Annotated in this window: 26 protein-coding genes and 1 pseudogene; 13 read left to right on the top strand and 14 right to left on the bottom strand. The window is 73.0% G+C overall.

What is annotated here, in order from left to right:
• Positions 1 to 28: 28 nt before the first annotated feature.
• Genes ACFYP3_RS09470 through ACFYP3_RS09455 form a run of 4 tightly spaced genes read right to left on the bottom strand, consistent with a single transcriptional unit; the run spans position 29 to position 4,351 of the window.
• Complete coding sequence (locus tag ACFYP3_RS09470; RefSeq protein WP_388829290.1) at positions 29 to 1,084, bottom strand: enolase C-terminal domain-like protein; 1,056 nt, start codon at positions 1,082 to 1,084, stop codon at positions 29 to 31.
• The gene (locus ACFYP3_RS09465; RefSeq protein WP_388829287.1) at positions 1,081 to 2,169 is read right to left on the bottom strand and encodes a PLP-dependent cysteine synthase family protein; all 1,089 of its coding nucleotides are present in this window, start codon (positions 2,167 to 2,169) and stop codon (positions 1,081 to 1,083) included. Before ACFYP3_RS09465 ends, ACFYP3_RS09470 begins: the two co-directional genes overlap by 4 nt.
• The gene (locus ACFYP3_RS09460) at positions 2,166 to 3,074 is read right to left on the bottom strand and encodes a Rossmann-like domain-containing protein (RefSeq protein ID WP_388829284.1); all 909 of its coding nucleotides are present in this window, start codon (positions 3,072 to 3,074) and stop codon (positions 2,166 to 2,168) included. The genes ACFYP3_RS09465 and ACFYP3_RS09460 overlap by 4 nt, the downstream gene beginning before the upstream one ends.
• Positions 3,071 to 4,351, bottom strand: coding sequence for an ATP-grasp domain-containing protein (locus ACFYP3_RS09455; protein WP_388829281.1), 1,281 nt, complete (start codon positions 4,349 to 4,351; stop codon positions 3,071 to 3,073). Before ACFYP3_RS09455 ends, ACFYP3_RS09460 begins: the two co-directional genes overlap by 4 nt.
• Before the next feature lie 430 nt (positions 4,352 to 4,781).
• Here ACFYP3_RS09455 and ACFYP3_RS09450 point away from each other — a divergent pair, with 430 nt between their 5' ends.
• From ACFYP3_RS09450 to ACFYP3_RS09440, 3 genes are all read left to right on the top strand, one after another.
• Positions 4,782 to 5,066: a DUF6400 family protein gene (locus ACFYP3_RS09450; protein ID WP_388829278.1), complete on the top strand. Its 285-nt coding sequence runs from the start codon at positions 4,782 to 4,784 to the stop codon at positions 5,064 to 5,066.
• Entirely contained in the window at positions 5,053 to 5,313 is a 261-nt protein-coding gene (locus ACFYP3_RS09445) for a hypothetical protein (RefSeq protein WP_388829275.1), read from the top strand. The genes ACFYP3_RS09450 and ACFYP3_RS09445 overlap by 14 nt, the downstream gene beginning before the upstream one ends.
• A 110-nt stretch (positions 5,314 to 5,423) precedes the next feature.
• Positions 5,424 to 6,254: a class I SAM-dependent methyltransferase gene (locus tag ACFYP3_RS09440; RefSeq protein ID WP_388829272.1), complete on the top strand. Its 831-nt coding sequence runs from the start codon at positions 5,424 to 5,426 to the stop codon at positions 6,252 to 6,254.
• A 33-nt stretch (positions 6,255 to 6,287) separates the two neighbouring features.
• Here the strand turns inward: ACFYP3_RS09440 and ACFYP3_RS09435 are convergent, their stop codons facing one another.
• Entirely contained in the window at positions 6,288 to 7,247 is a 960-nt protein-coding gene (locus ACFYP3_RS09435; protein ID WP_388829269.1) for a LysR substrate-binding domain-containing protein, read from the bottom strand.
• Positions 7,248 to 7,425: 178 nt separating this feature from the next.
• On the opposite strand from ACFYP3_RS09435, the gene ACFYP3_RS09430 reads away from it, so the two are divergent.
• The gene (locus ACFYP3_RS09430) at positions 7,426 to 10,899 is read left to right on the top strand and encodes a M28 family peptidase (RefSeq protein WP_388829663.1); all 3,474 of its coding nucleotides are present in this window, start codon (positions 7,426 to 7,428) and stop codon (positions 10,897 to 10,899) included.
• 78 nt (positions 10,900 to 10,977) lie between these two features.
• Here ACFYP3_RS09430 and ACFYP3_RS09425 read toward each other — a convergent pair whose 3' ends face one another.
• Together ACFYP3_RS09425 and ACFYP3_RS09420 are read right to left on the bottom strand one after the other, a co-directional pair.
• Positions 10,978 to 12,087, bottom strand: a complete 1,110-nt coding sequence (locus ACFYP3_RS09425; protein ID WP_388829266.1) for a serine hydrolase domain-containing protein — start codon at positions 12,085 to 12,087, stop codon at positions 10,978 to 10,980.
• Positions 12,088 to 12,278: 191 nt separating this feature from the next.
• A complete protein-coding gene (locus ACFYP3_RS09420; protein ID WP_388829263.1) occupies positions 12,279 to 12,563 on the bottom strand; it encodes a hypothetical protein in 285 nt (94 codons plus the stop codon).
• 98 nt (positions 12,564 to 12,661) lie between these two features.
• Here ACFYP3_RS09420 and ACFYP3_RS09415 point away from each other — a divergent pair, with 98 nt between their 5' ends.
• Both ACFYP3_RS09415 and ACFYP3_RS09410 read left to right on the top strand, forming a co-directional pair.
• Positions 12,662 to 13,054, top strand: coding sequence for a PleD family two-component system response regulator (locus ACFYP3_RS09415; protein WP_388829260.1), 393 nt, complete (start codon positions 12,662 to 12,664; stop codon positions 13,052 to 13,054).
• A 304-nt stretch (positions 13,055 to 13,358) separates the two neighbouring features.
• Positions 13,359 to 14,009 carry a DUF4360 domain-containing protein gene (locus tag ACFYP3_RS09410; RefSeq protein WP_388829257.1) on the top strand — a complete coding sequence of 217 codons (651 nt, stop codon included), beginning with the start codon at positions 13,359 to 13,361 and terminating at the stop codon, positions 14,007 to 14,009.
• Between the two features lie 81 nt (positions 14,010 to 14,090).
• Here the strand turns inward: ACFYP3_RS09410 and cynR are convergent, their stop codons facing one another.
• On the bottom strand, positions 14,091 to 14,993 hold the full coding sequence (gene cynR / locus ACFYP3_RS09405) for a transcriptional regulator CynR (RefSeq protein WP_388829254.1): 903 nt from the start codon (positions 14,991 to 14,993) through the stop codon (positions 14,091 to 14,093).
• A 124-nt stretch (positions 14,994 to 15,117) separates the two neighbouring features.
• On the opposite strand from cynR, the gene ACFYP3_RS09400 reads away from it, so the two are divergent.
• Together ACFYP3_RS09400 and cynS are read left to right on the top strand one after the other, a co-directional pair.
• A complete protein-coding gene (locus tag ACFYP3_RS09400; protein WP_388829251.1) occupies positions 15,118 to 15,729 on the top strand; it encodes a carbonic anhydrase in 612 nt (203 codons plus the stop codon).
• A 35-nt stretch (positions 15,730 to 15,764) separates the two neighbouring features.
• Positions 15,765 to 16,235, top strand: coding sequence for a cyanase (cynS, locus tag ACFYP3_RS09395; protein WP_388829248.1), 471 nt, complete (start codon positions 15,765 to 15,767; stop codon positions 16,233 to 16,235).
• A 259-nt stretch (positions 16,236 to 16,494) separates the two neighbouring features.
• Here the strand turns inward: cynS and ACFYP3_RS09390 are convergent, their stop codons facing one another.
• Both ACFYP3_RS09390 and ACFYP3_RS09385 read right to left on the bottom strand, forming a co-directional pair.
• Positions 16,495 to 16,905 carry a rodlin gene (locus ACFYP3_RS09390; protein WP_388829245.1) on the bottom strand — a complete coding sequence of 137 codons (411 nt, stop codon included), beginning with the start codon at positions 16,903 to 16,905 and terminating at the stop codon, positions 16,495 to 16,497.
• A gap of 79 nt (positions 16,906 to 16,984) precedes the next feature.
• On the bottom strand, positions 16,985 to 17,752 hold the full coding sequence (locus ACFYP3_RS09385) for a class I SAM-dependent methyltransferase (protein ID WP_388829242.1): 768 nt from the start codon (positions 17,750 to 17,752) through the stop codon (positions 16,985 to 16,987).
• 63 nt (positions 17,753 to 17,815) lie between these two features.
• On the opposite strand from ACFYP3_RS09385, the gene ACFYP3_RS09380 reads away from it, so the two are divergent.
• Positions 17,816 to 19,324: an AMP-binding protein gene (locus ACFYP3_RS09380; protein WP_388829239.1), complete on the top strand. Its 1,509-nt coding sequence runs from the start codon at positions 17,816 to 17,818 to the stop codon at positions 19,322 to 19,324.
• A gap of 213 nt (positions 19,325 to 19,537) precedes the next feature.
• Here the strand turns inward: ACFYP3_RS09380 and ACFYP3_RS09375 are convergent, their stop codons facing one another.
• From ACFYP3_RS09375 to ACFYP3_RS09365, 3 genes are all read right to left on the bottom strand, one after another.
• Complete coding sequence (locus ACFYP3_RS09375; RefSeq protein ID WP_388829236.1) at positions 19,538 to 20,236, bottom strand: alpha/beta hydrolase; 699 nt, start codon at positions 20,234 to 20,236, stop codon at positions 19,538 to 19,540.
• Positions 20,237 to 20,473: 237 nt separating this feature from the next.
• Positions 20,474 to 21,628 (bottom strand): serine hydrolase domain-containing protein, encoded by a 1,155-nt coding sequence (locus ACFYP3_RS09370; RefSeq protein ID WP_388829233.1) that lies wholly within the window; start codon positions 21,626 to 21,628, stop codon positions 20,474 to 20,476.
• Positions 21,629 to 21,731: 103 nt separating this feature from the next.
• Positions 21,732 to 21,914, bottom strand: a complete 183-nt coding sequence (locus tag ACFYP3_RS09365; protein ID WP_388829230.1) for a hypothetical protein — start codon at positions 21,912 to 21,914, stop codon at positions 21,732 to 21,734.
• A gap of 437 nt (positions 21,915 to 22,351) precedes the next feature.
• On the opposite strand from ACFYP3_RS09365, the gene ACFYP3_RS09360 reads away from it, so the two are divergent.
• The 4 genes and pseudogenes from ACFYP3_RS09360 to ACFYP3_RS09345 all read left to right on the top strand — a co-directional run bounded on the left by ACFYP3_RS09360 (position 22,352) and on the right by ACFYP3_RS09345 (position 24,696).
• On the top strand, positions 22,352 to 22,849 hold the full coding sequence (locus ACFYP3_RS09360) for a GNAT family N-acetyltransferase (RefSeq protein ID WP_388829227.1): 498 nt from the start codon (positions 22,352 to 22,354) through the stop codon (positions 22,847 to 22,849).
• Between the two features lie 72 nt (positions 22,850 to 22,921).
• Positions 22,922 to 23,557, top strand: a complete 636-nt coding sequence (locus ACFYP3_RS09355; protein WP_388829224.1) for a VOC family protein — start codon at positions 22,922 to 22,924, stop codon at positions 23,555 to 23,557.
• A gap of 92 nt (positions 23,558 to 23,649) precedes the next feature.
• Positions 23,650 to 23,793, top strand: a pseudogene (locus tag ACFYP3_RS09350) (IS5/IS1182 family transposase); the annotation flags it as partial.
• Between the two features lie 210 nt (positions 23,794 to 24,003).
• The gene (locus ACFYP3_RS09345; protein WP_388829221.1) at positions 24,004 to 24,696 is read left to right on the top strand and encodes a hypothetical protein; all 693 of its coding nucleotides are present in this window, start codon (positions 24,004 to 24,006) and stop codon (positions 24,694 to 24,696) included.
• On the opposite strand, the gene ACFYP3_RS09340 is transcribed toward ACFYP3_RS09345, so the two are convergent.
• Positions 24,693 to 25,376 (bottom strand): lysophospholipid acyltransferase family protein, encoded by a 684-nt coding sequence (locus tag ACFYP3_RS09340; RefSeq protein ID WP_388829218.1) that lies wholly within the window; start codon positions 25,374 to 25,376, stop codon positions 24,693 to 24,695. The genes ACFYP3_RS09345 and ACFYP3_RS09340 overlap by 4 nt on opposite strands.
• Between the last annotated feature and the right edge of the window lie 19 nt (positions 25,377 to 25,395).

The following is a 25,395-nucleotide window of genomic DNA, read 5'->3' as shown; positions in this document are numbered from 1 at the left end:
GGGAAGCCGAGGACCGTGGCGAGCGTTCTCAGCGGCCGCTCGCCCCGTCGGAGCGTCTGACGCCGAGGCCGGGCCGGTCCGCGGCGCGGACGGTGCCGTCGCCTCCGCCGATGCCGGTCCACGGGTCCTCGGCGAGCAGCAGGTGGCCGTCGAGGTCGACCCAGCGGGCCCGGTCGGCGAGGTGGACGGCGGGCGCGATGCCGAGGGAGCTGGCGGTGAGGCAGCCGAGCATCAGCTCGGTGCCGGTGCCGCGCAGCGCCTCGTGGATGCGCAGGGCAGCCCGGACCCCGCCGCACTTGGCGAGTTTGACGTTGACCCCGTGGACCCGTCCGGCCAGTGCGAGGACGTCCTCGTAGGAGACGGCGTCCTCGTCGGCGATGACCGGGACCGGGGATTCCCGGGCCACGCGGGCGAGCGCGTCGGGGCGGCCGGGCGCGATCGGCTGTTCCACGGCGGTGACACCGAGTGCGGCGAAGCACGGGAGCAGGTCGAGGGCCTGGCGTTCGGTCCACGCCCCGTTGGGGTCGAGCAGCAGGCTCGCGCCGGGGGCCGCGGTGCGTACGGCGGCCACGCGGGCGAGGTCCTCGGCCGGGTCGGGGGCGCCGGCCTTGACCTTGAGGGCGGTGAAGCCGCTGGTGGCGAGGCGGGCCGCCTGTGCGGCGGCCGCCCCGGGCGCGGTGATGCCGATCGTCCGGGAGGTCGCGGCGGCGGGGGCCGCGGGCGCGCCGAGCAGGCGGTGGGCGGGCTTGCCGGCCCGCTTGCCGAGGAGGTCCAGTACGGCGGCTTCGAGCGCGGCCAGGACCCCGGGCGGCAGGCCCTGCCAGGCCGGGTGTCCGGCGCCGGTCTCCGCCCAGGCGGTCTCCGGGTCGGGGAAGCGTTCGGTGGCGGCGCGCACCGACTCCAGGTGCCGGTGGATCCGGGCGGTGGGCAGGCCGAGGTATTCGCTGCTGACGGCCTCGCCCCAGCCGCGCAGTCCGTCGTGTTCGACGGATGTCCACACGGCGTCGCGGCGGGTCATCACCGAGCGGGAGATGCGCAGGGGCTCCGCGAGGTGGAGGTCGGCGGTGTGCCGGGTGAGCTTCACGCGGCGCCTCCGCGCGTCGGTGCGAGTACGGTCGCGCAGCGGGCCCAGCCGACCGCCTCGGCGGCGCGGGGGTGCGGGATCTCCAGGGGGCGGACGGCGAGGGCGTGGGTGTCCAGGCCGTGGGCATGGCAGAAGTCGTCGTCGTAGACGGTGCCGAGGTAGCGGTGCGGGCCGTCCGGGAAGACGGTCGCGACGACCGCGCCCGGCTGGGTACGGGCCGCCCAGGCGGCGACGAGGGCGACGGCTCCGGTGCTCCAGCCGCCGCTGACGAAGGCGGAGCGGGCGAGCCGGCGGCAGGCGTCGACCGCCTCGGCGGGTCCCACCCAGTGCACCTCGTCGAAGGCCTCGTAGGCCACGTTGGCCGGGTGGATGCTGCTGCCGAGCCCGCGCATCAGCCGGGCGCGGGCGGGCTGTCCGAAGATCGCCGAGCCGACGGAGTCGACGCCGACGACCTTCAGCCGGGGCCAGCGTCGGCGCAGCGGGCCGGCCAGGCCGGCGCTGTGACCGCCGGTGCCGACGCTGCACACCAGGACGTCGAGGTGGTCGAGTTGGGCGGTCAGCTCGGCGGCGAGGGTGCGGTAGCCGGCGGCGCTGTCGGGGTTGTTGTACTGGTCGGGCCAGTAGGCGCCGGGCATCCGGCGCAGCACCTCGCGCAGCCGGGCGATCCGGGCGGCCTGCCAGCCGCCTTCCGGTGCCGGGCGGTCGACGAGTTCGAGCTGGGCTCCGTAGGTGCGCAGCAACTGCCGCATGGACGGTTCGAGTTCGGTGTCGCCGACGAGGACGACGGGGTGGCCGAGGGCCTGGCCGGCGAAGGCGAGTCCGATGCCGAGGGTGCCCGAGGTGGATTCCACGACGGGCGCGCCGGGCAGCAGTTCGCCACGGTCGCGGGCGCCGGTCAGCATGGAGACGGCGGCGCGGGCCTTCATCCCGCCGGCGCCGAGGCATTCGAGCTTGGCCCAGAAGCCGGGGTGGCGGTGCGGGAGGTCGGTGCGGATCCGGGCGAGCGGAGTGGCGCCGAGCAGGGGCAGGAGATCGGGGTTGGCGGTGTGGGCCGGCGGGCGGGTCAGGATCGGTGCGACGGTCACCGGGCTCCCCCGTGGCGGTGGACGAGGCGGGGGCCGCCGTAGCGGTGGACGACGCCGGGGCCGCCGTCGAGCCAGAAGAAGGGGTAGGGCTCGGCCGAGACGCCGCTCACCCCGGCGCCCAGGAAGTGGGGCAGGACGGCGCTGCCGGTCTGGGCGAACATGACGAGGGGTTTACCGGTGGCGGCGGCGTGGTCGAGCAGCGGCTGGAAGGTGCCGTTGCCGAGGGTCATGCCGGAGGCGAGGACGGCGTCGCAGTGCTGCAGTTCGGCGAGGGCGTCGGTCAGGACCGGCTCGCCCCATTCGGTGGTGCCGCCCTTGAGGTCGCAGGGCGCGTACGCGGTGCCGCGCTCGCGCAGCCGCTCCAGCAGGGAGTTGACGACGCCGACGACCAGGACCCGCTCCGGGCCGCTCGCGGGGAGCAGGTCGACGACGGCCCGGGCGCGGGCCCGGGAGCGGTGCAGTGAGCTGCCGGCCGGGATCGGGTACGGGCGGGCGCCGTTGGCCGGGGTGTGCGGGCGCACGTGCATCAGGTAGGCGTCGAGGGCGGCGATCCGTACGGGGGGCAGCGGGTGGTCGAGCAGGTCGGCGAGGGTGGCGCCGGCGCAGTCTTCGAGCGCGGACGGGGGCAGGGCTCCGGGCTCCACGGCGCAGGAGCCGACGGCCTCGGCCAGCCGGAGGCTGAGCACCTCGTTGCGGTAGCCGCCGGAGCGGCCATCGTGGCGCACGGCCTGGGTGGTGGTGAAGGCGAGCGCGACGCGCTCTCCGGCGGGGTCGGGGCCGTGGGCCCCGGCGCGCACGTGCGCGAGGAGATCGTCGACGGTACGTACGGCGGACTCGCGAGGGACGCGAGGGACGGGAGCAGCAGGAAGGTCAGGAGGGGCGGGAGGGGAGACGGCGGCGGTCATGCGGTCACCGCCGCGGGCAGTTCGGGACGGGCGTAGGTCGGGCGCAGTCCGGTCAGCAGGTGCTCGGCGGCCGCCCGGGCTCCGCCGCCTTCGGTGTCGGCGGTCATGACGTGGCCGAGGTACTCGTTGTTGCTGGTGGCGGGCAGTACGGAGCGGCCCGGTTCGGCCAGGGTGAGCTCCAGTACCCCGGGCCGGGCGCGTACCTCATCGGCGCCGTCGATTCCGGTGAGGGTGCCGGCGCCGTCGGGCAGCAGGAAGGCGATGGCGGCGCTGCGCACCCCGGTGGGGCGGACGGCGAGGTCGGGTGCGCGGCCGAGCGCGACGTCCACGCAGGCGGCCGCCAGGTCGACGCCCGTGACGTGGCGGACGAGTTCGGTGATGCGGTTGCCGGCCGGGCGGGGGTTGACCTCGATCAGGCGCGGGCCGGCGGGGGTCAGTTTGAGTTCCGTGTGGCAGACGACGTGGTCCAGGCCGAGTGCCCCCACGGCCCGTACGGCGCTTTCGGCGGCCTCCTCCGCCAGGTCCGGGGCGAGGCCGGCCGGGAACATGTGGCCGGTCTCGACGAAGGCGGGCGCGCCGCCGACGCTCTTGTCGGTGATGCCGACGATGTGGGTGGCGCCGCCGTGCGAGACGGTCTCGACGCTGATCTCGGGGCCGGTGAGGAGTTCTTCGAGGAGGAGTGCGGGGGCGCGGCGCTGGCCGCGGGCGTTGACGGGGAATTCGGTGAGCGCCCGGCAGGCCCGTTCCAGTTCGCGCTCGTCGTTCACCCTGCGGACCAGCATTCCGGCGCACAGGTCGACGGGCTTGACGACCAGCGGGTGGCCGATGTCGCGGGCGGCTTCGAGGGCCCCGGCGGTGTCCGGGCGGACGGCGAAACGCGGGCCGGCGACCCCGGCCGCGGCCAGGACCCGGCGGGTGCGGTCCTTGCGGCAGGCGTTCTCGACCGCTTCGGGCGTGGGGCCCGGCAGGCCGAGGTGTGCGGCGGTCCGCGCGACGGCGGGCAGGTAGTAGTCGCAGGAGGACACCACCCCGTCGAAGGCGAGGACCTCGTGCAGCCGTCCGACGAGGGGGAGCAGGGTCTCCGTGTCGTTGGTTTCGGCGGTGACGATGTCGCGCGCCCCGAGCAGGGGGTGCGGCCCGTCGGTCGGCGCGGCGCGCAGGTAGTGGTGCAGGTCCCGGGTCAGGAAGCTGAACGTGTGTCCGCCTGCACCGATCGCCCGGGGCAGGAGTGTGCTCATCGATCCGACCCAGCTTTCGACGACCAGCAGATGTCCCACGGGAGTTCCTCTCAGACGGGCATGACAGCACGGGGGCGCGCGGTGGCACGGTGCACCCGGCAGGAGGCGCCCCCACCGAACCCGGCAGACGTTATCGGAAAGCGTTTTCATTTCCAATACGCTGATTTTCCGGTACGGTGCGGAGCCATGGAGGAACTGGGACAGCATCAGGAAGTGCGCGTGGGGGCCTGTGGGGTGCGGAACGCCGGGCCGCAGGACGTCCGGGTGGTGGGCACGCACGCGGTCCACTCCTGCGGACCCGCGCAGCACCGCCCAGCTCCTGCGCGTCTACGTACGCCCCGCCCACCGCCGGCACGGGCCGGCCCCCGGGCGCTGCCGTGACTGCGGGTTCCACCATGACTGCGGGCCGTGCTGTGACTCCGCACACCCACCCTTGACCGATCAAGGAAGGGTTACCTAAGTTCGAGTGATGAGCCCGCAGCGCCCCACTCCCCCCACCGGTCCGGACCACGCGTCCGCCGAGCCCGAGCTCGTCGGCTTCACCGTCGACCTCACCTCGCAGGAGGTCCTCCGGCGGGCCCAGGTGATGGAGGCCCTCGGCCCCGACTGGGACCCGATCGAGGTGCTGCGCGGCGAGGAGGCGGCGTACGACCTGCTGTACTCGGGACTCGACGCGGAGCAGCAGCGCGTGTACGACGACCTGGTCGCGGCCGGCGTGCTCCCCGATCGAGGACACGGCCGTGCTGCCGCTTGACCCGCAGGCCGACATCGGCCGCCGGGCGTGGGTGGCCTGCCCGAACTGCGACGACACCCGTGGGTGCGAACCGTGCGGGAAGCGCGGCGCCTGCTCCGCGCACTGGCGCTACCTGCTCTCCAACACGGGCAGCCTGCTCCACCTCCAGTGCCCGGGCTGCACCCACGTCTGGGTGCACGAGAGCGGCTTCGGCGCCACCCGCTCCACCCTGTGGAGCCGTCTCACCGGCGGCCTGCCCCACCCCTGACCCGCGCCTCGGCCACCCCCGATCCGCCCCGCGGCGGTCGACGGGCCGGCCCCGCGGCAGGTGCCTATCCTCGAAGCGGGGGCTGCTGCGAGCCCTGGAGGACGGCTGTCATGACCGAGGCGAGCGAAGCGGCGCAGGCGGACCGCACCCTGAAGGCCCGGCACCGCGCGATGTGGGCGCAGGGCGACTACCCGTCGGTGGTCTCCCACGTCATCCCCGACCTCGGTGCCCGGCTCGTGCGCGAGTGCGGCGTCCGGCAGGGAGACCGGGTGCTCGACGTCGCGGCGGGCTCCGGCAACGCGGCCATCCCGGCGGCCCTGGCCGGGGCCGACGTGGTGGCCTCCGACCTCACCCCCGAGCTGTTGGAGATCGGGCGGCACCTGGCCGCCGTACGCGGTGCCCGGCTGGAGTGGCGGGAGGCGGACGCCGAGGCGCTGCCCTTCGCGGACGGGGAGTTCGACATCGTGATGTCGTGCGTCGGCGTCATGTTCGCCCCGCACCACCGGCCCGCCGCCGAGGAGATGCTGCGCGTCTGCCGCTCGGGCGGCACGATCGGGCTGGCCAACTGGACCCCGGAGGGTTTCGTGGGCCGGATGTTCGCCGCCATGAAGCCCTTCGCTCCCCCGCCGCCGCCCGGCGCCCAGCCGCCGCTCCTGTGGGGGGACGAGGAACACGTCCACGAGCTGCTGGGCGACGCGGTGACCGACGTCGACGCCCGTCGCGAGACGGTCCGCGTGGACCGCTTCGGGCAGCCCTCGGGCTTCCGGGAGTTCTTCAAGGCCTGTTACGGGCCGACGATCGCCGTCTACCGCGCCGTCGCCGGCGATCCGGACCGGGTGGCCGCCCTGGACGCCGCGCTCGACGCCCTCGCCGCGGAGCACACCGTGGACGGGGTCATGGAGTGGGAGTACCTCCTGCTGACCGCCCACCGCCGGGGCTGATCGGCCCGGCCGGCTCCCGGTGTCCCGCCCCGGTCAGTCGACGGCCGGGTGCACTTCCGGGTGGGCGTCCCACCACTCCTTGTGGAAGGGATTGTTGTCCACATTGGCCAGATAGGCGCGGCCCGCGGCCCGGTACAGCAGTTCCGCCTGCCCGGCCGAGAGCGCCGAGCGGTTCCAGGCCATCCGGATGCGGCCGGTGATGGGAGTACCGGCGAGCGGGCGCATCACCGTACCCTCCCCCGGCGGCGCCGTCGGCTGGCAGAGCGAGACCGCGCGGCCCGCGGCGATCAGGTCGTGCTGCATCTTGCGGTCGGTGATCCGGTAGCGCAGTGACGGGCTGAATCCGGCCTTCGCACAGGCGGCCACGAGGGCCTCGGGGCCGCCGTCGTCGTCCTCGACCAGGGTCAGCCACGGCTCGTCGGCGAGGTCCGCCAGGTCGATGCGGTCGAGGCCCGCCAGGGGGTGCTTCGCCGACAGTCGGATGCAGAAGGGCTCCTTCGGGATCAGCGTCCTGGCCAGGGTGCCCTCCGGCAGCGGGACCTCGTGGTCGTTGACCTCTCCGTAGACGATGGCGTCGTAGCGTCCGGCGCCGAGCATCCGGGCCAGCGCGGTCACCGAATCCTCCAGGTCCACGGCGATCTCCCGGCCGGACATGGACAGGTCGGTCTGGGCGAGCAGGCCGTCGAGCAGCACGAGCAGGATGCAGCCCAGGCGCAGCGGGCCGCCGCAGGACAGGGCGCGCGCGTCCGCTCCCAGGGCGTCCATCTCGCTGAGCACGCGCCGCGCCCTGGCCAGGACGAACTGCCCCAGCGCGGTGGGTTCCACCCCGCCCCGGCCGCGCACGAACAGCTCGCCGCCCGTGACCTGTTCGATGCGCCGCAGCTGCGCGGAGAGTGCCGGCTGGGAAACACCGAGCCGCCGCGCCGCGCCCCCCAGGCTGCCCGCCTCCGCTATCCGGCAGACGGCTTGCAGATGCCTCAACTCCAGCTGCATCCGGGCAGCGTACGCAGCCGGCCGTCCCGGCACCATAACGCGGGCCTTATGCCGGCCGGGATGTCCCATTCTCGTCATGTCCACGCTCATACTCGGCCGCGAACGAACACTCATCCCCGACCCCCCACGATCGGAGTGGACGTTGCAGCCCAGAAGATGGACGGCGGCCGTGGCAGCGATGGCGCTGACCGCAGGACTCGCCGGCACCCTGGCCGGAACGGCATCGGCGGCGCAGCACGCGCAACCCGCACCCTCCCCGAAGGACACACCGGCCGCCCGCGCGGTCGCGGCGGCCGACCAGGCCGTCGACAGCGGCCTCGACTCCCTGGTCAACTCCGCGCAGGAACGGTACGAACGGCGTCTCGTCACCCCCTGGGTGAAGGACCTCTACTCCGTCTCGTACGAGCGCAGCTACCGCGGCCTGCCTGTCGTCGGCGGCGACGCGGTCGTACTCGCGGACGGCGCCGGCAAAGTGCGCGCCCTCCAGTCCGCCTCCTCCGTACGGATCGACGTGGCCACCCGCGCGTCGGTCTCCGCGAAGGACGCCGAGGCCACCTCGCGGTCGAGGCTGGCCTCGGTCGACAAGGTCGAGAGCAGCCGGCTCGTCGTCCGGCTCAAGGACGACAAGCCGGTGCTGGCCTGGGAAACCGTGCTGAGCGGCCGTACCAAGACGGCGCCGAGCCGGTTGCACGTGTTCGTGGACGCGCGGACCGGCGCCTTCGTCGACAGCTACGACGACGTGGTGGCCGGCACCGGGAACAGCAAGTGGAACGGGCCCGGCCCGGTCTCCATCGACACCACCAACTCCGGTTCCACGTACACGCTGCGCGACCCGGTCCGGACCGGTCTGAGCTGCGCGGACTACAGCAACGGCTCGGTCTTCACGAAGTCCTCCGACTCCTGGGGCACCGGCAACCCCACGAGCAAGGAGACCGGCTGCGTCGACCTGATGTTCGCGGCGCAGAAGCAGTGGGACATGCTCTCCCAGTGGCTCGGCCGCAACGGCATCAGCGGCAACGGCCGCAGCTTCCCGGGCAAGGTCGGGCTGGGCGATCTCAACGCCTACTGGGACGGCAGCTCGGTCACCATCGGGCACAACAGCGCCAACGAGTGGATCGCCGGCGTGGACGTCGTCGCCCACGAGTACGGGCACGCCATCGACTCCAACACCCCCGGCGGCACCAGCGGCCAGGAGGCCGGGCTCGGCGAGGGCACCGGAGACATCTTCGGCGCGCTGACCGAGGCGTACATCAACCAGCCGGCCCCCTACGACACCCCCGACTACACGGTCGGCGAGGTCATCAACCTCCAGGGCCGGGGCCCGATCCGCAACATGTACAACCCGCCGGCCGTCAACAACGACCCGGCCTGCTACAGCTCCGCGATACCCGGCACCGAGGTGCACGCGGCGGCGGGGCCGCTGAACCACTGGTTCTACCTGCTGGCCGAGGGCAGCAGCCCGGGCGGCGGCAAGCCCAACAGCCCGACCTGCAACCAGTCCACGGTCACCGGAGTCGGCGTCCAGAACGCCGGCAAGATCTTCTACGGCGGCATGCTGCTCAAGACCAGCAGCATGTCGTACAAGAAGTACCGTACGGCGACGCTGAGCTCCGCCAAATCCCTCGACGCCACCTGTGAGCTCTTCAACAAGACCAAGAGCGCCTGGGACGCGATCAGCGTGCCGGCCCAGTCCGCGGACCCGACCTGCACCCCGAGCGGCCAGAACAACGACTTCTCGATGGCGCTGAACCCCTCCTCGGGCACCGTCCAGCAGGGCGGTACGGTCACCACGACCGTCGGCACCACCGTCACCACCGGCACCGCCCAGTCGGTGACGCTGACCGCGAGCGGCCTGCCGGCCGGGGTGAGCGCCTCCTTCAACCCCGCCACCGTGCAGTCCGGCCAGTCCTCCGTACTGACCCTGACCGCCACCGCCAACGCCGCGCCCGGCGCGTCCACCGTCGTCGTCAAGGGACAGGGCGCCGCCCTCTCCCACACGGTCGACTACGCGCTGAACGTCGGCGGGACCCAGCCCGGCAACGACCCGCCGGACATCAGCGTCGCCAACGTGCAGGCGCACCTGGCCCAGTTCGGCACCATCGCGTCCCAGAACGGCGGCAACCGCCGGGCCGGCAGCGCCGGCTACACCCAGTCCCTCGCCTACGTGAAGGGCAAGCTGCAGGCCGCCGGTTACACCGTCACCGAGCAGAACTGCACCTCCTGCACCTACCCGTCGAACAACCTGATCGCCGACTGGCCCGGCGGCCCCGCCGACCAGACCGTCATGTTCGGCGCCCACCTCGACAGCGTCTCGGCCGGCCCCGGCATCAACGACAACGGCTCGGGCTCCGCGACCCTGCTGGAGAACGCCCTCGTCCTCGCCCAGAAGAACCCCACGATGACCAAGCACGTCCGCTTCGCCTGGTGGACCGACGAGGAGCAGGGCCTCAACGGCTCCGAGTTCTACGTCAACCAGCTGAGCAGCACCCAGCGCGCGGCCATCAAGGGCTACTACAACTTCGACATGGTCGGCTCCACCAACGGCGGCTACTTCATCAACAACGTCAACTCCGCCACCGCGGCCCCGCTCAAGGCGTACTGGACCTCGCTGAACCTGGCACCCGAGGAGAACGTCGAGGGCCAGGGCCGCAGCGACGACTACTCCTTCCAGCAGGGCGGCATCCCCACCTCCGGCTACGCGGCCGGGGCCAGCGCCCGCAAGACCTCGGCGCAGGCCGCGAAGTGGGGCGGCACGGCCAACGCCGCCTACGACGCCTGCTACCACAGCTCCTGCGACACCACGAACAACATCAGCGCCACGGTGCTGGACCGCAGCGCCGACGGCGTCGCCTACGCCGTGTGGAAGCAGGCCGTCGGCGGTGAGACGCCCGCGCAGGACTTCTCCGTCGGCGTCAGCCCGTCCGCGGGCAGCGCGGCCCCCGGCGGTTCCACCACCGCCACGGTGAACACCGCCACCGTGAGCGGCGCCGCCCAGACCGTCGCCCTGTCCGTCACCGGCGCGCCGGCCGGCGTGAGCGCCACGCTGAGCCCCGCGTCCGTGCAGTCCGGCAGCTCCTCCACGCTGTCCGTCCAGGTCGGCGCGAGCACCGTGCCCGGCACCTACACCCTGACGGTCACCGGCTCCGGCACCGTCAGCCACACCACCACCTACACGCTGACCGTCACCGGCGGCGGCAGCTGCACACCGCGCCAGCTGGTGGTCAACGGCGGCTTCGAGAACGGCGCGAGCCCGTGGAGCGCGACCGCGGGCGTCATCACCAACCAGTCCGGGCAGGCCCCGCACGGCGGCAGCTACAAGGCGTGGCTGAACGGGTACGGGTCCACCCACACCGACAGCGCCGCGCAGTCGGTGGCCATCCCGTCGGGCTGCGCCTCGTACCGGCTGTCGTTCTTCCTCCACATCGACACGGACGAGAACGAGAACGTCGTCTACGACCGCTTCACCGTCTCGGTCGCCGGCCAGACGCTGGCGTCCTTCTCCAACCTCGACGCCAACTCCGGCTACGCCGAGAAGTCCTACGACCTCTCCGCCTTCGCGGGCCAGACGGTCACCCTGAAGTTCAACGGCGTGGAGGACCAGTCCCTCCAGACCTCCTTCGTCGTGGACGACGTCGCCCTCCAGGTGAGCTGACGCCCACCCGGCCCTCCGATGTCCGGCCCGGCCCCCGTACGGCGGGGGCCGGGCCGGACGCGTGCCGGCGCGGCTGCGTCAGGCGGAGCCGGTCTGCGCGAACTCGGCTTCGAGCACCTCGGTGAAGAGGCCGATCGGGTCGCTCCAGTCGCCGTTGAGGCTCTGGGAGACCAGGTGCCCGCCGTCGCGGGTGCCGAAGGTGTAGCAGAACGATCCGGTGAAGGCGCCTCCCATGCCCCAGACCGTCGCGCCGGAGGACAGGTCCACCGATGCCACGCCGAGGCCGTAGGAGGTGCCGGGGATCCACTTGCCCTCGGGGGTGGGCAACACGGTGAACATCTCCCCCTGCTGGGCGGGCGGCAGCAACCGGCCGGCCAGCAGCGCGCCGAAGAACCGGTTCAGGTCACCGACGGTGGAGACCATGCCGCCGGCCGTCCAGGCGAAGCTGGCGTCGATCTCGGTCACGTCGTGGATCCGGGCATCGGGGGCGGGCACGTAATTCTTGCTGTAGAGACGGGTGTGCGGTCCGCGCAGCTCGTGCTGGCCGGCGCCCGGCAGGTAGGTGCCGGTCAGTCCGAGCGGGCGGACGATGCGCTCGTCGAGCTCCTCGGCGTAGCTCCGGCCGGTGGCCTTCTCGATGACCAGGCCGCACAGGACGTAGCCGGTGTTGCTGTACGCCCAGCCCTCGCCCGGTGCGAAGTCGGGGGCGTGGGACATCGCGACCTCCACCAGCTGCTCGGGGCGGAACCGGTCGTAGCGGTGCTCCAGGAAGGCCGGGCCGTAGTGCCGGGACGTCAGCGATTCGTCCTGGGCGTAGTTGAAGAGTCCGCTGGTCATGCCGAGCAGCCGGCGCAGGGTGATCGCGCCGCCGTCGTTGCCGTTGCCGCGGACCAGGCCCGGCAGCCACTGCTCGACGGTGTCGTCCAGGCCGAGCGTGTGTTCGGCCGCCAGCTGGAGGAGGAGGGTGGCCGTGAACGTCTTGGTGGTGCTGCCGATGCGGAACTGCTCGTGCGGCAGTCGCGCACGCCCGGACGCCTTGTCCGCCACCCCCGCCGCGGCGAACCAGCCTCCCGCACGGTCCTGGACCTCGGCGACCATCCCGGGAAGGCCGCTCTCGCGCACGGCCCGGTCCAAGACCTCCTGCACGGCCGCGCGTGAACTCATCCTCTGGGGAACGGACTTGGTCATCTCGGTCTCCTCGGTGCGGCTCCGGCGTTCTTCCCGAAGGGAAAAACGCTACGCCGCGGGGTCCCGCGGCGCTGGCCCGCTCCCGGCCAACATCGAGACGACCTGGGCAGCCGGACGGATTCGCCCTCTTCCTCCCTGCGGCTCCAGCTGCTAGGGGAGGTCTGCGGGGCGACCGGGCCGGCGGCCCGCGGTCACCGGGAGGCGCCGCCCCCGTCCCCCTCGGGGGCGATCATGGCGGTCAGGCCGAGGTCCAGCTCCGCGCCGTCGACCAGCAGCGCCTCGATCGAGCGGGTACTCGGGTCGATGTCGGCCTCCATGCCCTCACCGCGGTAGTGGGGGTAGCCGGAGGCGCCGGTCTCCCCGGTGGCCTCGACCGTGGCCGCGCGCAGGGCCCTGTCCGCGGCCGAGCCGCCGCGCAGGTTCTCGATGTGTTCGGGCACCAGCAGGATCCGGAAGCTCTGCGGCTCATTGGTCATGGCTCGAAGCTACCGGATCAGGTGCCCCGGAGCGGGCGGTCACACGCCCCACCTCGTACGCTCTCCAGGACCCACCACGCGAACGAAGAGGCAACACCATGAGCGGCGATTCCCCGAGCAGGATCCTCCTGGTGGCGAAGGACCGCACCCTCCGGACCCTGCTGGAGCGTCTCCTGGTGGGCCGCGGCTTCGCCGTGGTCGACGGCGGGAGCGGGGTGGACACGGTCGCCCTGCTGGGCAGCGCCGGCCCGATCGCCCTGGTGATCTGCGAGCGCACCGGCCCGGGGCTGGACGAGGTGGCGCTGTTCGAGGAGATCCGCCGCCACCCCGACCACGGGCGCGTGCCGATCCTCGCGCTCCCGCCCGCCGACCCGGAGTGCACGGTCCGCGCGCTGGAGGCCGGGGTGAGCGACTGCCTGGCGAAGCCGTTCCATCCCACCGAGTTCCTGGCCCGCGTCGAGCGCCTCGCCCGTCCGGACACCGCGGCCTGATTCCGTTCTTCGGTCTGCGGCCGGTCGTCGGGATCCGGCCGGTCCGGGCCGGGGCGTGCGATTGGCCGGACATCGCCCTGGTCCGGGCCGCCCGGGGTTCCTACGATTCGGGCACCCGGTCTTCATCCACCGGGAATTGTCAGGGACATGTCCAGATTCCCCTTCCTGGGCCTGCCCCGTTCCACCCTGCACACCGGTCTGTGACGACCCGGCCCCGCTCTGGCCGGCCGCACCCCCCACCCTCCGGCGCACGGGCACCCCCGCCTGCGCGCCGCCCGGTACCGAAGCAGTGGATCGGAGAACCATGTCCGGTGGATTCCTCGTGAGCGGCGCGATCGGCGCCCTGCTCACCGCCACCCTCCCCATGCACCCCACCCCCTCGACGATCACGGACCCGCCGCCCGACCGGATCGTGATCGAGGTCGCGACCGTCAACGGATCCGGGTGTCCCAAGGACACCGCGGAAGTCGCCGTGTCCCAGGACAACACCGCGTTCACCGTGACCTACAGCCAGTACCTGGCCCAGGTCGGCGGCGGCGCACCGCCCACCGCGGCGCGCAAGAACTGCCAGCTCAGCCTGATCGTGCACGTCCCCCACGGCTTCACCTACGCGATCGCCAGTGCCGACTACCGCGGCTACGCCTCCCTGGCGCCGGGCGCGCAGGCCACCGAGAAGGCCTCGTACTACTTCCAGGGCTCCCCGGACACGGCCGCCCGCACGCACAACTTCAACGGCCCGCGCGAGGACAACTGGCAGGCCACCGACGTGACCGACTGGGCCCAGCTGGTGTGGGCGCCGTGCGGCGTGCAGCGCAACTTCAACATCAACACCGAGCTTCGGGTCAACAGAGGCACCTCGGCCCCGTCGGCCACCAGCTACATGACCATGGACTCCACGGACGGCAGCATCAACACCATCTACCACCTGGCCTGGAGGGAGTGCAGCCGCACCTGATCCCGCCCGCTCCCCCTCCCTTCCGCCTCCCCGCTCCGCGCTCCCGGGCGCCGCGGGGAGGCGGACCGCCTTCCCGCCCGGCTAGGAGGTCTCGGCGGGGAGGTAGCCCCGGGTGCGGACCAGGCGGGCGAGGAGCTCGGCGAAGGCGCGGGAGGCGGCGCTCTCGTAGGCGCTCTCGCGGCGCAGCAGGGTGACCGTGCGGGTCGGGAGGGCGGGGTCCAGCGGTACGGGACGCAGGTAGGGGTGGTCGTCGGTCACCGCGGCGGGCAGGACGGTGGCCAGCGAGGTGCGCCGGACGATCTCCGTGAGGGCCTGGACGGAGTTCGCCTCGACCTCGATGGGCGGCCGGACGCCGTGGGCGGCGAGGTAGCCGTCGACGTGCCCACGGGTCGCGAAGTCCCCGCTGAGCAGCGCCAGTCGGCGCGCCGCCAGGTCGCGTACGGACAGCGGTCCCGGATCCGCATGGTCGGCGGTGACCAGGGCCAGGGCCTCCGTGAACAGCGGGGTCGCCGTGAGACCCGGCAGGTGCGGCCCCCGGAAGGCGAGGCCGAGGTCGTGGTCGTCGGCGAGCAGGCCGGCTTCGATCCGGTCCTGGGCCATCTCCCGGACCTCCAGGGTGATGCCGGGGTGGGCCGTGTGGAGTGCGGCGACGAGCGGACCCACGAGGTACGCGGTGAAGGTGGGGGTCAGGGCGAGGCGCAGGTGGCCGCGGGAGAGGTCGGCGAGGTCCAGGACGGCCCGCTCGGCGGCGGCGAGTTCCCGCAGGGCGGAGCGCGCGTGGTGGACGTACGTCGCGCCGGCGTCGGTGAGCCGGACGGTGCGTCCGGTGCGGTCCAACAGCTGGGCGCCCACGGTCCGTTCGAGTTGTTTCACCTGCTGGGACAGGGTGGGCTGGGAGATCCGCAGTTCCTCGGCGGCGCGGGTGAAGCTGCCGTGTTCGGCGACGGCGATCAGATAGCGCAAGTGTCGCAGTTCCAGAGCCATGCGGCCAACTATAGATGCCATCGATGGCAGGCATGCCTTTTGCGTCTTGGACACAATAAATGCAGCTCATGCATGGTGGAACACGTCAAGCCCCTCGGGGCACGTCCCATCGAGGGGAGTGACCGTGCAGGACCTTTCGGACGGCGTCGCACGCTTCCGCCGCGAGGTGTTCCCGGCGAAGGCCGAGCTCTTCGCCCGGCTGGCCGGTACGCACCGGCCGACGAGCCTCTTCATCGGCTGTTCCGACGCCCGCGTGGTGCCGGAGCTGATCACCCAGAGCGAGCCCGGCGAGCTGTTCGTCGTCCGCACCGCCGGGAACCTCGTCCCCGCGTACGCACCGGGCCCGGACGGGGTCACGGCCAGCATCGAGTACGCCGTCGCCGTCCTCGGTGTCACCGGCATCGTCGTGTGCGGGCACTCCGGCTGCGGGGCGATGACCGCCCTGGCCGAGGGCACCGACCTGGCCGCGGCCCCCTCCGTCGCCGGCTGGCTGCGGCACGCGGACGCCTCGGTGGCCCGGACGGCGGGCGCGGGGCCGGACCGGGTGTCCGCCCTGGTCCGGGAGAACGTACGCGCCCAGCTCACGAACCTGGCCACCCACCCCTCGGTCGCCCGCGCCCGGGCCGCGGGAACCCTCACCTTGCGCGGATGGGTCTACGACATCCGCTCCGGCGACGTCGCGGAGGTCGGCCCCGTCGCCGACCGCCGGGCCGCGCTCGCCACACGAACCGCCTGAACCTCTGAACCTCTGAACCGTTAGGACGTCCCGCCATGCCGCACGCCCAGTTCGACCCCACCGCCCGCCAGGCCCTGGCCGTCGCCGTCGTCGACGCCAAGACCCGTAAGGACCTCACCTGGCAGCAGCTCGCCGACACCGCCGGTCTGTCGGTCGCCTTCGTCACCGCCGCCCTGCTCGGCCAGCACCCCCTGCCCGCACCCGCGGCGCACGCGGTGGCCGACCTGCTGGGCCTCGACGGGGACGCGGCGCTGCTCCTGCAGACGATCCCGGCCCGCGGCCCGGTGACCGGCGCAGTCCCGACCGACCCGACGATCTACCGCTTCCACGAGATGCTGCACGTCTACGGGACCACCCTGAAGGCCCTGGTCCACGAGCAGTTCGGCGACGGCATCATCAGCGCGATCAATTTCCGGCTGGACGTCAGGAAGGTCGCCGACCCCGAGGGCGGCGAGCGCGCTGTCATCACCCTGGACGGCAAGTACCTGCCGACGAAGCCCTTCTGACGGAGTCTCGGGACCGAGTCACGGGATGGAGTCGGGGTGACGAAGCCGCTTTGACGCCGCCCCTCCGGCGCACGCCGAAGAGCCTCCCGCCCGGTCGGGCAGGAGGCTCTTCGAGGTCGCGTTCGGTGCCCACGCCGACGGCCGTCGGGCCGGTACGCGCCGGTTGAGGCGTGGATCCGCGGATCCGGGTGGAACAAGCCGGGGCCCCGTGGGCACTCGCGCAGGCGTCGGAGGCCCCGGCTCGTACAAGGGGACTGCGTCAGCTGCCGGCGGAGAGGTTGCCGGAGAGGACCGGGATGTTGTCCAGGATGTGCGAGAGCGGCTCGTCGCCCTTGGCCTGGGTGGAGTTCTCGGTGCACTGCTGGTTCTGCGGGTTGGACAGGACCGGGATGTCCTGGACACCGACGTTGACGAGGGCAAGGACCGACTGGAGGTTCACCTTCGCCGGCAGGCCGATGCAGGGCTTGTTCAGGGTGCCCTGGATCACGCTGAGCTGCGGGCTCAGGTCGCCGTGGGTCTTCTGGTTGCCGTAGATCTGCTGGGCACCGTTGCCGTTGACGGTGGTGACCCCCTGGTCGTTGCCGATGGCCATGGCCGGGGCGGCGAGGGCAGCGCCCGCACCGACGATCGAGGCGGTGGCGGCGGCGGTGGCCATAATCTTCTTCAGCATCAGTGGTCCTTATGTCGCACGAGTGCGTGATGGATGAGCGCCTTGATCAACGCACGGGGCGACGACAGGTTCCTCCGGTTCACCCGATCAGCCCCTCCCCTTCTTCGCGGCCGCGGCCGCGTACGGCCAGGTTCAGTTCGACGACGTAGTGCTCCTCCACCCGGCCGTCCGGGAAGTCGCGCAGGAGGAGGGCGCGTTCGTCGGCGAGGAAGGCGTCCGTTCCGTCCTGGCCGACGAGGAAGAGGGAGTGCGTGGACAGCTTGGCCAGATGGGTGTCGACGGGGACGCGGCGCGACCAGGTCAGGCGGCGGACGGTGAAGCGCAGCCCCTCCTGCGAGCGGGCGCGCTCGTTGATGTACCAGCCCGGGCCGAACCGCTCCTCGATGCGCGCCTGCTGATCCGCGATCCAGCCGACGGTGACGTCGGGGTCGTTGTGCCAGACGGCCAGCGCCCCGCCGGGGCGCAGCACGCGCAGCGCCTCGGGGACGGAGCGGGCCGGGTCGGTCCAGTGCCAGGACTGTGCGTACGTCAGCAGGTCCAGGCACCCGGAGGCCAGCGGCAGCCGGTTGCCGTCCGCGCGGACGAGCGGGATCCGGGGGTTGCGGCGCCGGAACTCGGCGGCCATGCCCGCGCCCGGCTCCACCCCGATCACCCGGGCCCCGCGCGCCTCCAGCAGGGCGGTGGCGATTCCCGTACCCGCCCCGATGTCGGCGACCCGGGCTCCCGCCAGCGGAAAGCCGACCAGGTCCGCCAGCGTGTCGAAGAGCGCGGACGGGTACGACGGGCGATGGTCTGCGTAGCGCGCGGCCGCGGCGCTGAAGGAACGAGCACGGGATTCGGTCGTCATGCCGTTCATGATGCCGAGGGCCGCGGGCGCTGTGGAACAGGGCGTGGAGAGGCGGGTCGGCGCGTGGTGGCCGCACGGTACGTCACGGAACTGGTCGAGGCGTTGGAGCGGAACGCGGGCCGGCCCGCGCTCGGGACCGGCCCGCTCGTCATGGAGTTCCAGGAGGTCCTGGACGGCGCCCATCAGCTGGCCGGGGTGCTCGCCGAGGCGGGGATCGGGCGCGGTGCGGGACTGGCGTGCGTGGCGGGCACCAACCGGCCGGAGGTGCTGCTCGTACGGATCGCCGCCCATCTGCTGGGTGCGCGGCTGACGCAGGTGCTCGCCGGACCGGCCCTGTACGGGCTGGACTTCATCCTGCGGGACTGCCGCCCGGACCTGGTGGTGCACGACGTCGCCGTGCCCGGTACGGGGGCGCGCCGGCTCACCCTGGACGAGCTGCTCCGCCGGGCCGCTCAGCGCGAGCCGACGCCGGTGTCCGTGGCGGCGCGGGAGGACGACGTGGCGCGGGTGACGTACACCGGTGGGACCACGGGGCAGCCCAAGGGGGTGGCCTCCACCTTCGGTGCGATGGCCGCACGGAACGCCGTACACCCGCAGGGCTGGGCGGACACGGTGTACCTGTCGGTGACCTCGCTGGCGCAGCGTTCGGGCGGCCGGTGCCTGGAGCAGTTGCGCGCCGGGGGGCGGGTGGAGATCCTCGATCCGTTCGGGACCAGGGAGTTCGCGACCGCCTGCCTGCGGCTGGCGCCGGTGTCCACGTACCTGACGACCTCAATGGTGTACCGGCTGCTGGGCGACCCGGCGACGGCCACGGGTGTGCCCGGGCTGGAGACGGTCTCGTACGGCGACGCGCCCGTCCACCCCGAACGGCTGCGGGAGGCGGTGACCCGCTGGGGCGGCCGGTGGCAGCAGGGATACGGCATGAACGAGGCGGCGGTGATCTGCCGCCTCTCCCCCGCCGACCACGAGGCGGCGGTGGCCGGGCGGCCCGAGCTGCTGGCGTCGGTCGGACGGCCGGTCGCGGGGGTGGAGGTCGAGGTCCGGGACGAGCGGGGCACGGCGGTCGGGCCCGGTGGCACGGGCGAGGTGTGGGTGCGGTCGGCGGCGATGATGGCCGGGTACTGGGGCAGGCCCGGGCTGACGGACGAGGTGCTGCGGGAGGGGTGGCTACGGACCGGGGACCTCGGACACTTCGGCGCCGACGGCTACCTCTACCTCGACGACCGGGTCAAGGACGTGGTGATGGTCGACGGGGACAACGTGTACTGCGTTCCGGTCGAGGCGGCGCTCACCCGGCATCCGGGCGTGGCGCAGGCCGTGGTGGTGGGCCGGCACAGCGAGCTGACCGGGGAGGAGGTGTGCGCCTTCCTGGTGCCGGCGACGGGGTGTGCGCCCGGCGCGGAGGTCGCCCGTGAGGCCTGTGACCTGGTGGAGAAGGAGCTGGCCCCGGCACACCGGCCCACCGCGGTGTTCTGGGAGCGGACGATCCCGCTGACCGCGCGGGGAAAGCCGGACAAGCGCCGGCTCCGGGAACGAGCGGCAGCGGCTGACGGGCGTAGCCGACGGGGCTAGGTCGTCTCTTTCGGATCTTGCCGGTCAAGCCCGCGTCGTCCGGTGCCGTGCATCGGCGTGTTGGCGGGGCGCCCTTGTACTGGACGTACTGGGGTGCTCCGCCAACACGGCGAGGTGCGGTGCCGGGCGGCGCGGGCCAGGCAAGATCCGGAAGAGACGGCCCAGGGCAGGGCGACCGCCCGCCTGGCCTCGGCGGCAGCGTCCCGTAGGGAATCAACGCGTGGTTGTGAATTCATGGTCCCGCCAGGGCGTGGCGCGGGTAGGGCGGAGTTCTCGCAGGAGTTCCACGATGAGGTCGGGCTGCCCCACGAACGGTGAGTGGCCCGTCTGCCATTCGCGCACGTCGGTGCAGCGCGAGGCCATGGTTCGCTGGAGGCTGGGGTCGATGGCCCGGTCCTGTGCGCAGATGACGTAGGTGGAGGGGGTCTTCTTCCAGCTGTGGTGCCGGGGGACTCCGCGTCCGCAGCCCGGGGCTTGCGCGCGCAGCAGGCCGACCGCTTGCACGGCCAGGGGTTCGGGGCAGTCGCCGTAGAGGGTGTCGATGGCCAAACCGGGGTGCAGGGTGGTCGAGCCGTCCGGCTCAACGACGACGGCGTCCTTGAGTTGTTCGGATGCGCCGCCCAGACTGGATGCGCTCTCGCCGGCATCCGGCACGAACGCTGCCAGGTAGATCAGGTGTGCCGCTCCGCGGACCCCTGTGATCACCGACCCTCCGTAGGAGTGGCCGAGGACGACAGGGGGCTCGGACAACGCGTCGACGCGGGCCTGGACAGCGGCGGTGTCCGCAGCCAGAGAGCCGCGGTGCAGCTCGGGCACGGCGACCTCGGTTCCGTCTGTCCGCAATCTTTCCGCCACCACCGCGAAGTGCTCGGGACGGTGATACAGGCCGTGAACAAGCACTACAGAAGCCAACTCGTCCGTCTCCTCGCATCGACACCAGAGGCGGGTGAGCCTAGGCCGTCTCTTTCGGATCTGGCCGGGGCCCGCGGCACCTGGCACCGCACCTGGCCGCGTTGTCGGAGCGCCCAAGTACGTCCAGTACACGGGCGCCCCTCCGCCTTGCCCTGCACGGCACCAGCCACCGCGGGCAAGGCCGACAAGATCCGAAAGAGACGACCTAGCCGCGAACCACGATCACACCCTGACCGGCTAGTGCCGGGCGGCGGCGTAGGTCCAGAACTCCCGCATCACCTCGGGCGGGGTGGGGTCGGTCAGTTCCCGCTGGGTGAGCAGGACGGTGACCGAGCCGGTGGCGGGGACCACGTGCGCGGCGGTCCCGGTCCCGCCGATCCAGCCGTACCGGCCCGGAACGTTCCACGGGTCGATGCGGGCCACGTCGACCGAGCCGCCGAACCCCCAGCCCTGGCCTTCCAGGAACAGGGTGGACTCCTCGCGTTGCCGCGCGGTGAGGTGATCGGTCGTCATCTGCCGTACGGATTGGGGCGAGAGCAGCCGCCCGCCCCCGTACGAGCCCTCCGCGAGGAGCAACCGGCCGAAGGCGAGCAGGTCGTCGGCGGTGGAGACCAGACCGCCGCCGCCGGACGGGAACGGCGGGAGACTGCTCCACTGGCCGTCGGGCGCGTCGACCCGCTCCAGGGCTCCGCCGTCGGGGGCGGCGCGGTAGGAACTGGTGAACCGGTGGCGCTGCTCCGGCGGTACGGCGAAGGCGGTGTCCCGCATGCCGAGCGGCTCGAAGAGGCGCTCGGCCAGGAAGTCCGGGAAGGGCTGCCCGCTCGCGCGGGCGACGAGCACCCCGAGGATGTCCGAGCAGGTGTTGTAGAGCCAGGCCCGCCCCGGCTGGTACAGGAGCGGGATGCCCGCCAGGATCGCCATCCACTCGTCCGGCGTCGCCACCTGCCCGGGGTGCGGAGGCCCCTGCTTGAGCTCGCTGAACAGCGGGGTCACGGCGGGCAGCGAGAAGTCGGCCGGGAAGCCGTAGCCGGCGCGGAAGGTGAGGAGATCGGCGACGGTGATCGGGCGGTCGGCGGGAAGCACGTCGTCGACGGGTGAGGCCGGGGTACGGACGACCATCGGCGCCGCGAGTTCCGGCAGCCAGCGCGCCACGGGGGCGTCGAGGTCGAGCAGGCCCTCCTCGACCAGCATCATGGTCGCCGCGGCGGTCATCGGCTTGGTGACCGAGGCGATCCGGAAGAGGGAGTCGCGCGCCATCGGGGCGGTGCCGGAGGTGTCGAGCGAGCCGACGGCAGCGACCTCCACGTCGTCGCCGTGGGCCACCAGAGCCACGGCGCCGGGCAGCGATCCGTCACCGACACGGGTCTCCAACAGAGTGCGCAGGTCGCTCATGGTCCACCTTCTCGTACGTGCGGATGCTCGTAGGGAAGACTGCTGCCGGGCCGCACATTCATCGGTCCGACACGCATCGGTCCGATGCGCATCGGAACGGTCGCTAGGCGGCCGGAACCACCGAGGCCCTTATGGCCGCGGCCCACTCCTGCAGCAGGGTGGCGTGCCGGATCCGCTCCGCGTCGGAGAGGCGGCCCTCGGCGCGGGCGAAGAGGCAGCGGATGTCGGCGTTGATCTCGGCGAGGGAGCGTTCGGCTGCGGGGTGGTCGTCAGGGGTGGGGCTCACGTGATCAAGAGTAATCGCGGGGTGTGACAGTCGTGGACCATGTCCGTCATGCGGACGCCGCTCATTCCCGATCCGGGCGCGATCGCGGCGCGGTCCCTTCGCGTAGGAGGCAAGCGCCGCCGCCCGGTTGCCCGCCTTCTCGAGGTGGTGCTTGCCCGCGTGGCGGTCGTCCTCGTCCATGCCGGAGAGCAGCGCGCGGGCCAGCCGCGGCCCGCGCACCACGGCCACCGCGACGGCGTGGCCCAGCGTTCCCCGGGGCAGGTCCGCGAGGCGGCGGGAGGCGGCGCGCCGGCATCTCCTTGTTCCTCCGCACGGTCCGCTCGCCTTACCGCACGTGGCGTCGGAGTCGGCCTCTCTCGTAGGGGATGTCGGAGCCTTCCCTCCCCTTTCGACACCACGGGCGCTGCCGCCCGAGTGGGCCGCCTTACGCTGGCTCCATGAAGATCATCGACCTGGAGCCGGGTGACCCGCGGCTCACCGCCGACCTGCTGCCCGTGCTGCGCGAGCTCCGTCCCCACCTCACCGAGGAGCTCTTCCTCGGGATCCTCGCGGAGGGGCACGGCCAGGGGCTGCGCTTCACGGCGGCGTACGACGCGGACGGCGTGTGCGTGGGCGCGGCCGGCTGGCGGCTCGTCGCCACCACCGCCCTGGTGCGCAAGCTCTACGTCGACGATCTGGTCACCGCCGCGGCGGCCCGTTCCACCGGGGTGGGGCACGCGCTCCTCGCGCACCTGGAGGAGCACGCGCTGGCCGCCGGCTGCACCGCCCTCACGCTCGACTCCGGCACCCAGCGCACCGACGCGCACCGCTTCTACTTCCGCGAGCGGATGGCCGTGACGGCCTTCAGCTTCGAGAAGCCTCTCAGCCGTCGTGGGCCTCGGCGAGGCGGCGGGGCCGCCGCCGGGATGACGGTGGTCGATCCGCTCTACGGGTGAATCCACGGCGGATCGGCCGGGCGGCGGGCGTGGCGTGGGGATGGGTGCGGGTTGTCGGGTGACGATGCCGCAGTGCGACTTGATCACGTGTCCTATGCGGTGGCCCGCGACAGCTTCGTCTCGACCGTCCAGTGGATCGGATCGGCCCTCGGCGCCGGGTTCGTCGACGGGGGCGTGCACCCACGATTCGGCACCCGCAATTTCGTTCTCCCGCTGAGCGGCGGCACCTACGTCGAGGTCGTCACCACACTCGACCACCCCGCCGCCGACCGCGCACCCTTCGGCCAGGCGGTCGCGCGCCGCGCCGCCGAAGGCGGAGGCTGGCTCGGGTGGGTGGTCTCCGTCGACGACATCGCCCCGGTCGAGGCCCGCCTCGGCCGCACCTCGGCCGAGGGCCACCGCGTCCGCCCCGACGGGTTCGACCTGCGGTGGAAGCAGATCGGCTTGCTGGAACTGATGGACGATCCGCAGCTGCCTTATTTCCTGCAGTGGTTGGTTCCCGTCGAGGAGCGTCCGAGCGCCGATCCGCGCACTCCCACCACCATCCACGGGGTCTCCATCGCCGGCGACGCCGCCTCCATCGCCGAATTCCTCGGCGAACCGGCCGACCACCCCCTCGACCAGATCGACGTCACCTGGGCCGAGGATGAGGAACCGGGCCTGGTCGCGGTCGAGTTCGCCACCGCCAACGGTCCGGTCACGATCTGACCAGCGCCCGACTGACCCGCGTTGATCAGTTGATCGGATGTCCGGTCCGATGAGGGATCACCGGAGCGATCTCGAACCGGAACGAGCCGCTGATGCCGGCGGATCCGGTCCGTGGGCGGCGACGGGCCGACCACCGCCGCCACCTTGAGGCCATCACCTGGGAGTACGGCCCCGCACGACCTGGCCAGTCCTTCCCGACCGACGAGCTCGGCTGGTTCCAGACCGCTCACAAGCAGCCGGGCCGCCGGGCGCGCCAGCCGCGGCGGGCGCCACCGGACATCAACCGCCTCGGACAGTGCGCGGGCCGGCCAGCCGGACCCGGCACTGACCATGAGTTCCTGCCGTGACCGAACCGTCGCCGCCCCGAGGCCCGATCGGGCTCGTCGGCCGCTCACCTGGTTGCTAGGTTCCTGCGGAAGCCGAACGACTCCGGGGGAACCGATCTCATGTCCGCATCCCGAGGCCCCCGCAGGGGCCTGTCCGCCGCGGCCGTGGCCGCCGTTCTGCTGGCGGGTGCCACGGGGTGCGGGGACAAGGACGCCCCGGACCCGGCGGCCTCGATCTCGGCCTCCGCCTCTGCCTCCTCACAGGTGTCGGCGGCCGCCGCCTCCGCGCCCGTTTCGGCCTCCCCGTCCGGTTCCTCCGAGCCGTCGGCCACGGCCACGACCCGGGCGGCGGCGCCGCCTCCGGCGCCGACCCGGCTGACCGTCGCGGTCGACACCCGGGGTGGCCGGCTCGCCCTCGTACGCGGCGGCGTCGCGCAGGAGTTCACCGTCACCTTGCGGAACGGGAACTCCGCCGAGTACCGGCACCTGCTGGTCGCCTTACAGATGGAGTCCCTCGTCGGCGAACCCGGCGACCAGCCGGGCAGCGGGCCCGGGTTCCTGCTCGAACGCCTCGACCAGGCCTCTGGCGCGTGGCGTCCGGCCGACTTCCGCATCGCCAACGACGTCAAGCCGCTGTCCCTGTACGCGAACGGCGGCCCGCTCGCCCGCGAGGCCGTGCGCGTCGAGCGCTACCGGCTGCGCGCGACCGCCGGCGGGCCGACGGGCAGCAGCCCGGTGGTGGTGTCCTTCGTCGACACGGACGCCGACCGGGAGGTCGCGGCCCATGTCGTGCTCGCGCACACGACCCGCTAGCTCGGCTGGTGAGGCCCGGTGGTAGTCCCCCAGCACGCCTCCCCGGCTGCGAGCGCGGCGGTCCGCCAGGCAGCGGTGACGGCCCGTCGGGCCCGGTCCGTCGCCTCCGGCACCCGGTCGGGCAGGTGCAGCGGCGAGCCGATGTGGACGTGCAGGCAGGGCCGGCGCAGCGGGGCGGTGACGACGCCGGCGAGCTGCTTGGCACTGCTGCCGGAGCACAGGCGACGGGCGCCCGCCTGGCCGACGGGCACGACGGGGGCTCCCGTCGCGGCGGCGAGCCGGGCCAGGCCGCTGCGGAAGGGGCCCGGGGCCGACTCTCCCGCGTCGCGGCGCGGCGGCAGGCCGCCTTCGCCGTAGAGCAGCACGCTGCGGCCCGACGCGAGGGCGACGGCGGCGGCGTCCAGCGAGTCGGCGGCGCGGGCGGTACCGCGGTGGACGGCGATGTGGCCCTCGCGCCGGAGCGCGGAACCGAGCAGGGGTACGCGCCACAGGCCACCGGTGGCCAGGATGACCGGCTCGATCCCGTACCGGCGCAGCGCGGCGACGACGACGGCCGGATCGGCGAGGGAGGTGTGGTTGGCGACGAGGATGCTGGGCGCGGCGGGCCGCGCGCCCGGGTCGGCGGTGACGGTCAGCCTCCCGAAGGCGGGGACGAGGGCGGCGGCGATTCGGCTGAGCATGGACGGCCCCGTTCGGGTG

This window comes from Streptomyces sp. NPDC005533 (assembly GCF_042871845.1).
Classification (GTDB): domain Bacteria; phylum Actinomycetota; class Actinomycetes; order Streptomycetales; family Streptomycetaceae; genus Streptomyces.
This window is presented reverse-complemented; position numbering and strand designations above follow the sequence as displayed.

Excerpts from the sequence above, each read along its gene's own strand:
- ACFYP3_RS09460 (WP_388829284.1), bottom strand. The coding sequence starts at position 3,074 with ATGACCGCCGCCGTCTCCCCTCCCGCCCCTCCTGACCTTCCTGCTGCT.
- ACFYP3_RS09450 (WP_388829278.1), top strand. The coding sequence starts at position 4,782 with ATGAGCCCGCAGCGCCCCACTCCCCCCACCGGTCCGGACCACGCGTCC.
- ACFYP3_RS09440 (WP_388829272.1), top strand. The coding sequence starts at position 5,424 with ATGACCGAGGCGAGCGAAGCGGCGCAGGCGGACCGCACCCTGAAGGCC.
- ACFYP3_RS09435 (WP_388829269.1), bottom strand. The coding sequence starts at position 7,247 with ATGCAGCTGGAGTTGAGGCATCTGCAAGCCGTCTGCCGGATAGCGGAG.
- ACFYP3_RS09430 (WP_388829663.1), top strand. The coding sequence starts at position 7,426 with ATGGCGCTGACCGCAGGACTCGCCGGCACCCTGGCCGGAACGGCATCG.
- ACFYP3_RS09425 (WP_388829266.1), bottom strand. The coding sequence starts at position 12,087 with ATGACCAAGTCCGTTCCCCAGAGGATGAGTTCACGCGCGGCCGTGCAG.
- ACFYP3_RS09420 (WP_388829263.1), bottom strand. The coding sequence starts at position 12,563 with ATGACCAATGAGCCGCAGAGCTTCCGGATCCTGCTGGTGCCCGAACAC.
- ACFYP3_RS09415 (WP_388829260.1), top strand. The coding sequence starts at position 12,662 with ATGAGCGGCGATTCCCCGAGCAGGATCCTCCTGGTGGCGAAGGACCGC.
- ACFYP3_RS09410 (WP_388829257.1), top strand. The coding sequence starts at position 13,359 with ATGTCCGGTGGATTCCTCGTGAGCGGCGCGATCGGCGCCCTGCTCACC.
- cynR (WP_388829254.1), bottom strand. The coding sequence starts at position 14,993 with ATGGCTCTGGAACTGCGACACTTGCGCTATCTGATCGCCGTCGCCGAA.
- cynS (WP_388829248.1), top strand. The coding sequence starts at position 15,765 with ATGCCGCACGCCCAGTTCGACCCCACCGCCCGCCAGGCCCTGGCCGTC.
- ACFYP3_RS09390 (WP_388829245.1), bottom strand. The coding sequence starts at position 16,905 with ATGCTGAAGAAGATTATGGCCACCGCCGCCGCCACCGCCTCGATCGTC.
- ACFYP3_RS09385 (WP_388829242.1), bottom strand. The coding sequence starts at position 17,752 with ATGACGACCGAATCCCGTGCTCGTTCCTTCAGCGCCGCGGCCGCGCGC.
- ACFYP3_RS09370 (WP_388829233.1), bottom strand. The coding sequence starts at position 21,628 with ATGAGCGACCTGCGCACTCTGTTGGAGACCCGTGTCGGTGACGGATCG.
- ACFYP3_RS09360 (WP_388829227.1), top strand. The coding sequence starts at position 22,352 with ATGAAGATCATCGACCTGGAGCCGGGTGACCCGCGGCTCACCGCCGAC.
- ACFYP3_RS09345 (WP_388829221.1), top strand. The coding sequence starts at position 24,004 with ATGTCCGCATCCCGAGGCCCCCGCAGGGGCCTGTCCGCCGCGGCCGTG.
- ACFYP3_RS09340 (WP_388829218.1), bottom strand. The coding sequence starts at position 25,376 with ATGCTCAGCCGAATCGCCGCCGCCCTCGTCCCCGCCTTCGGGAGGCTG.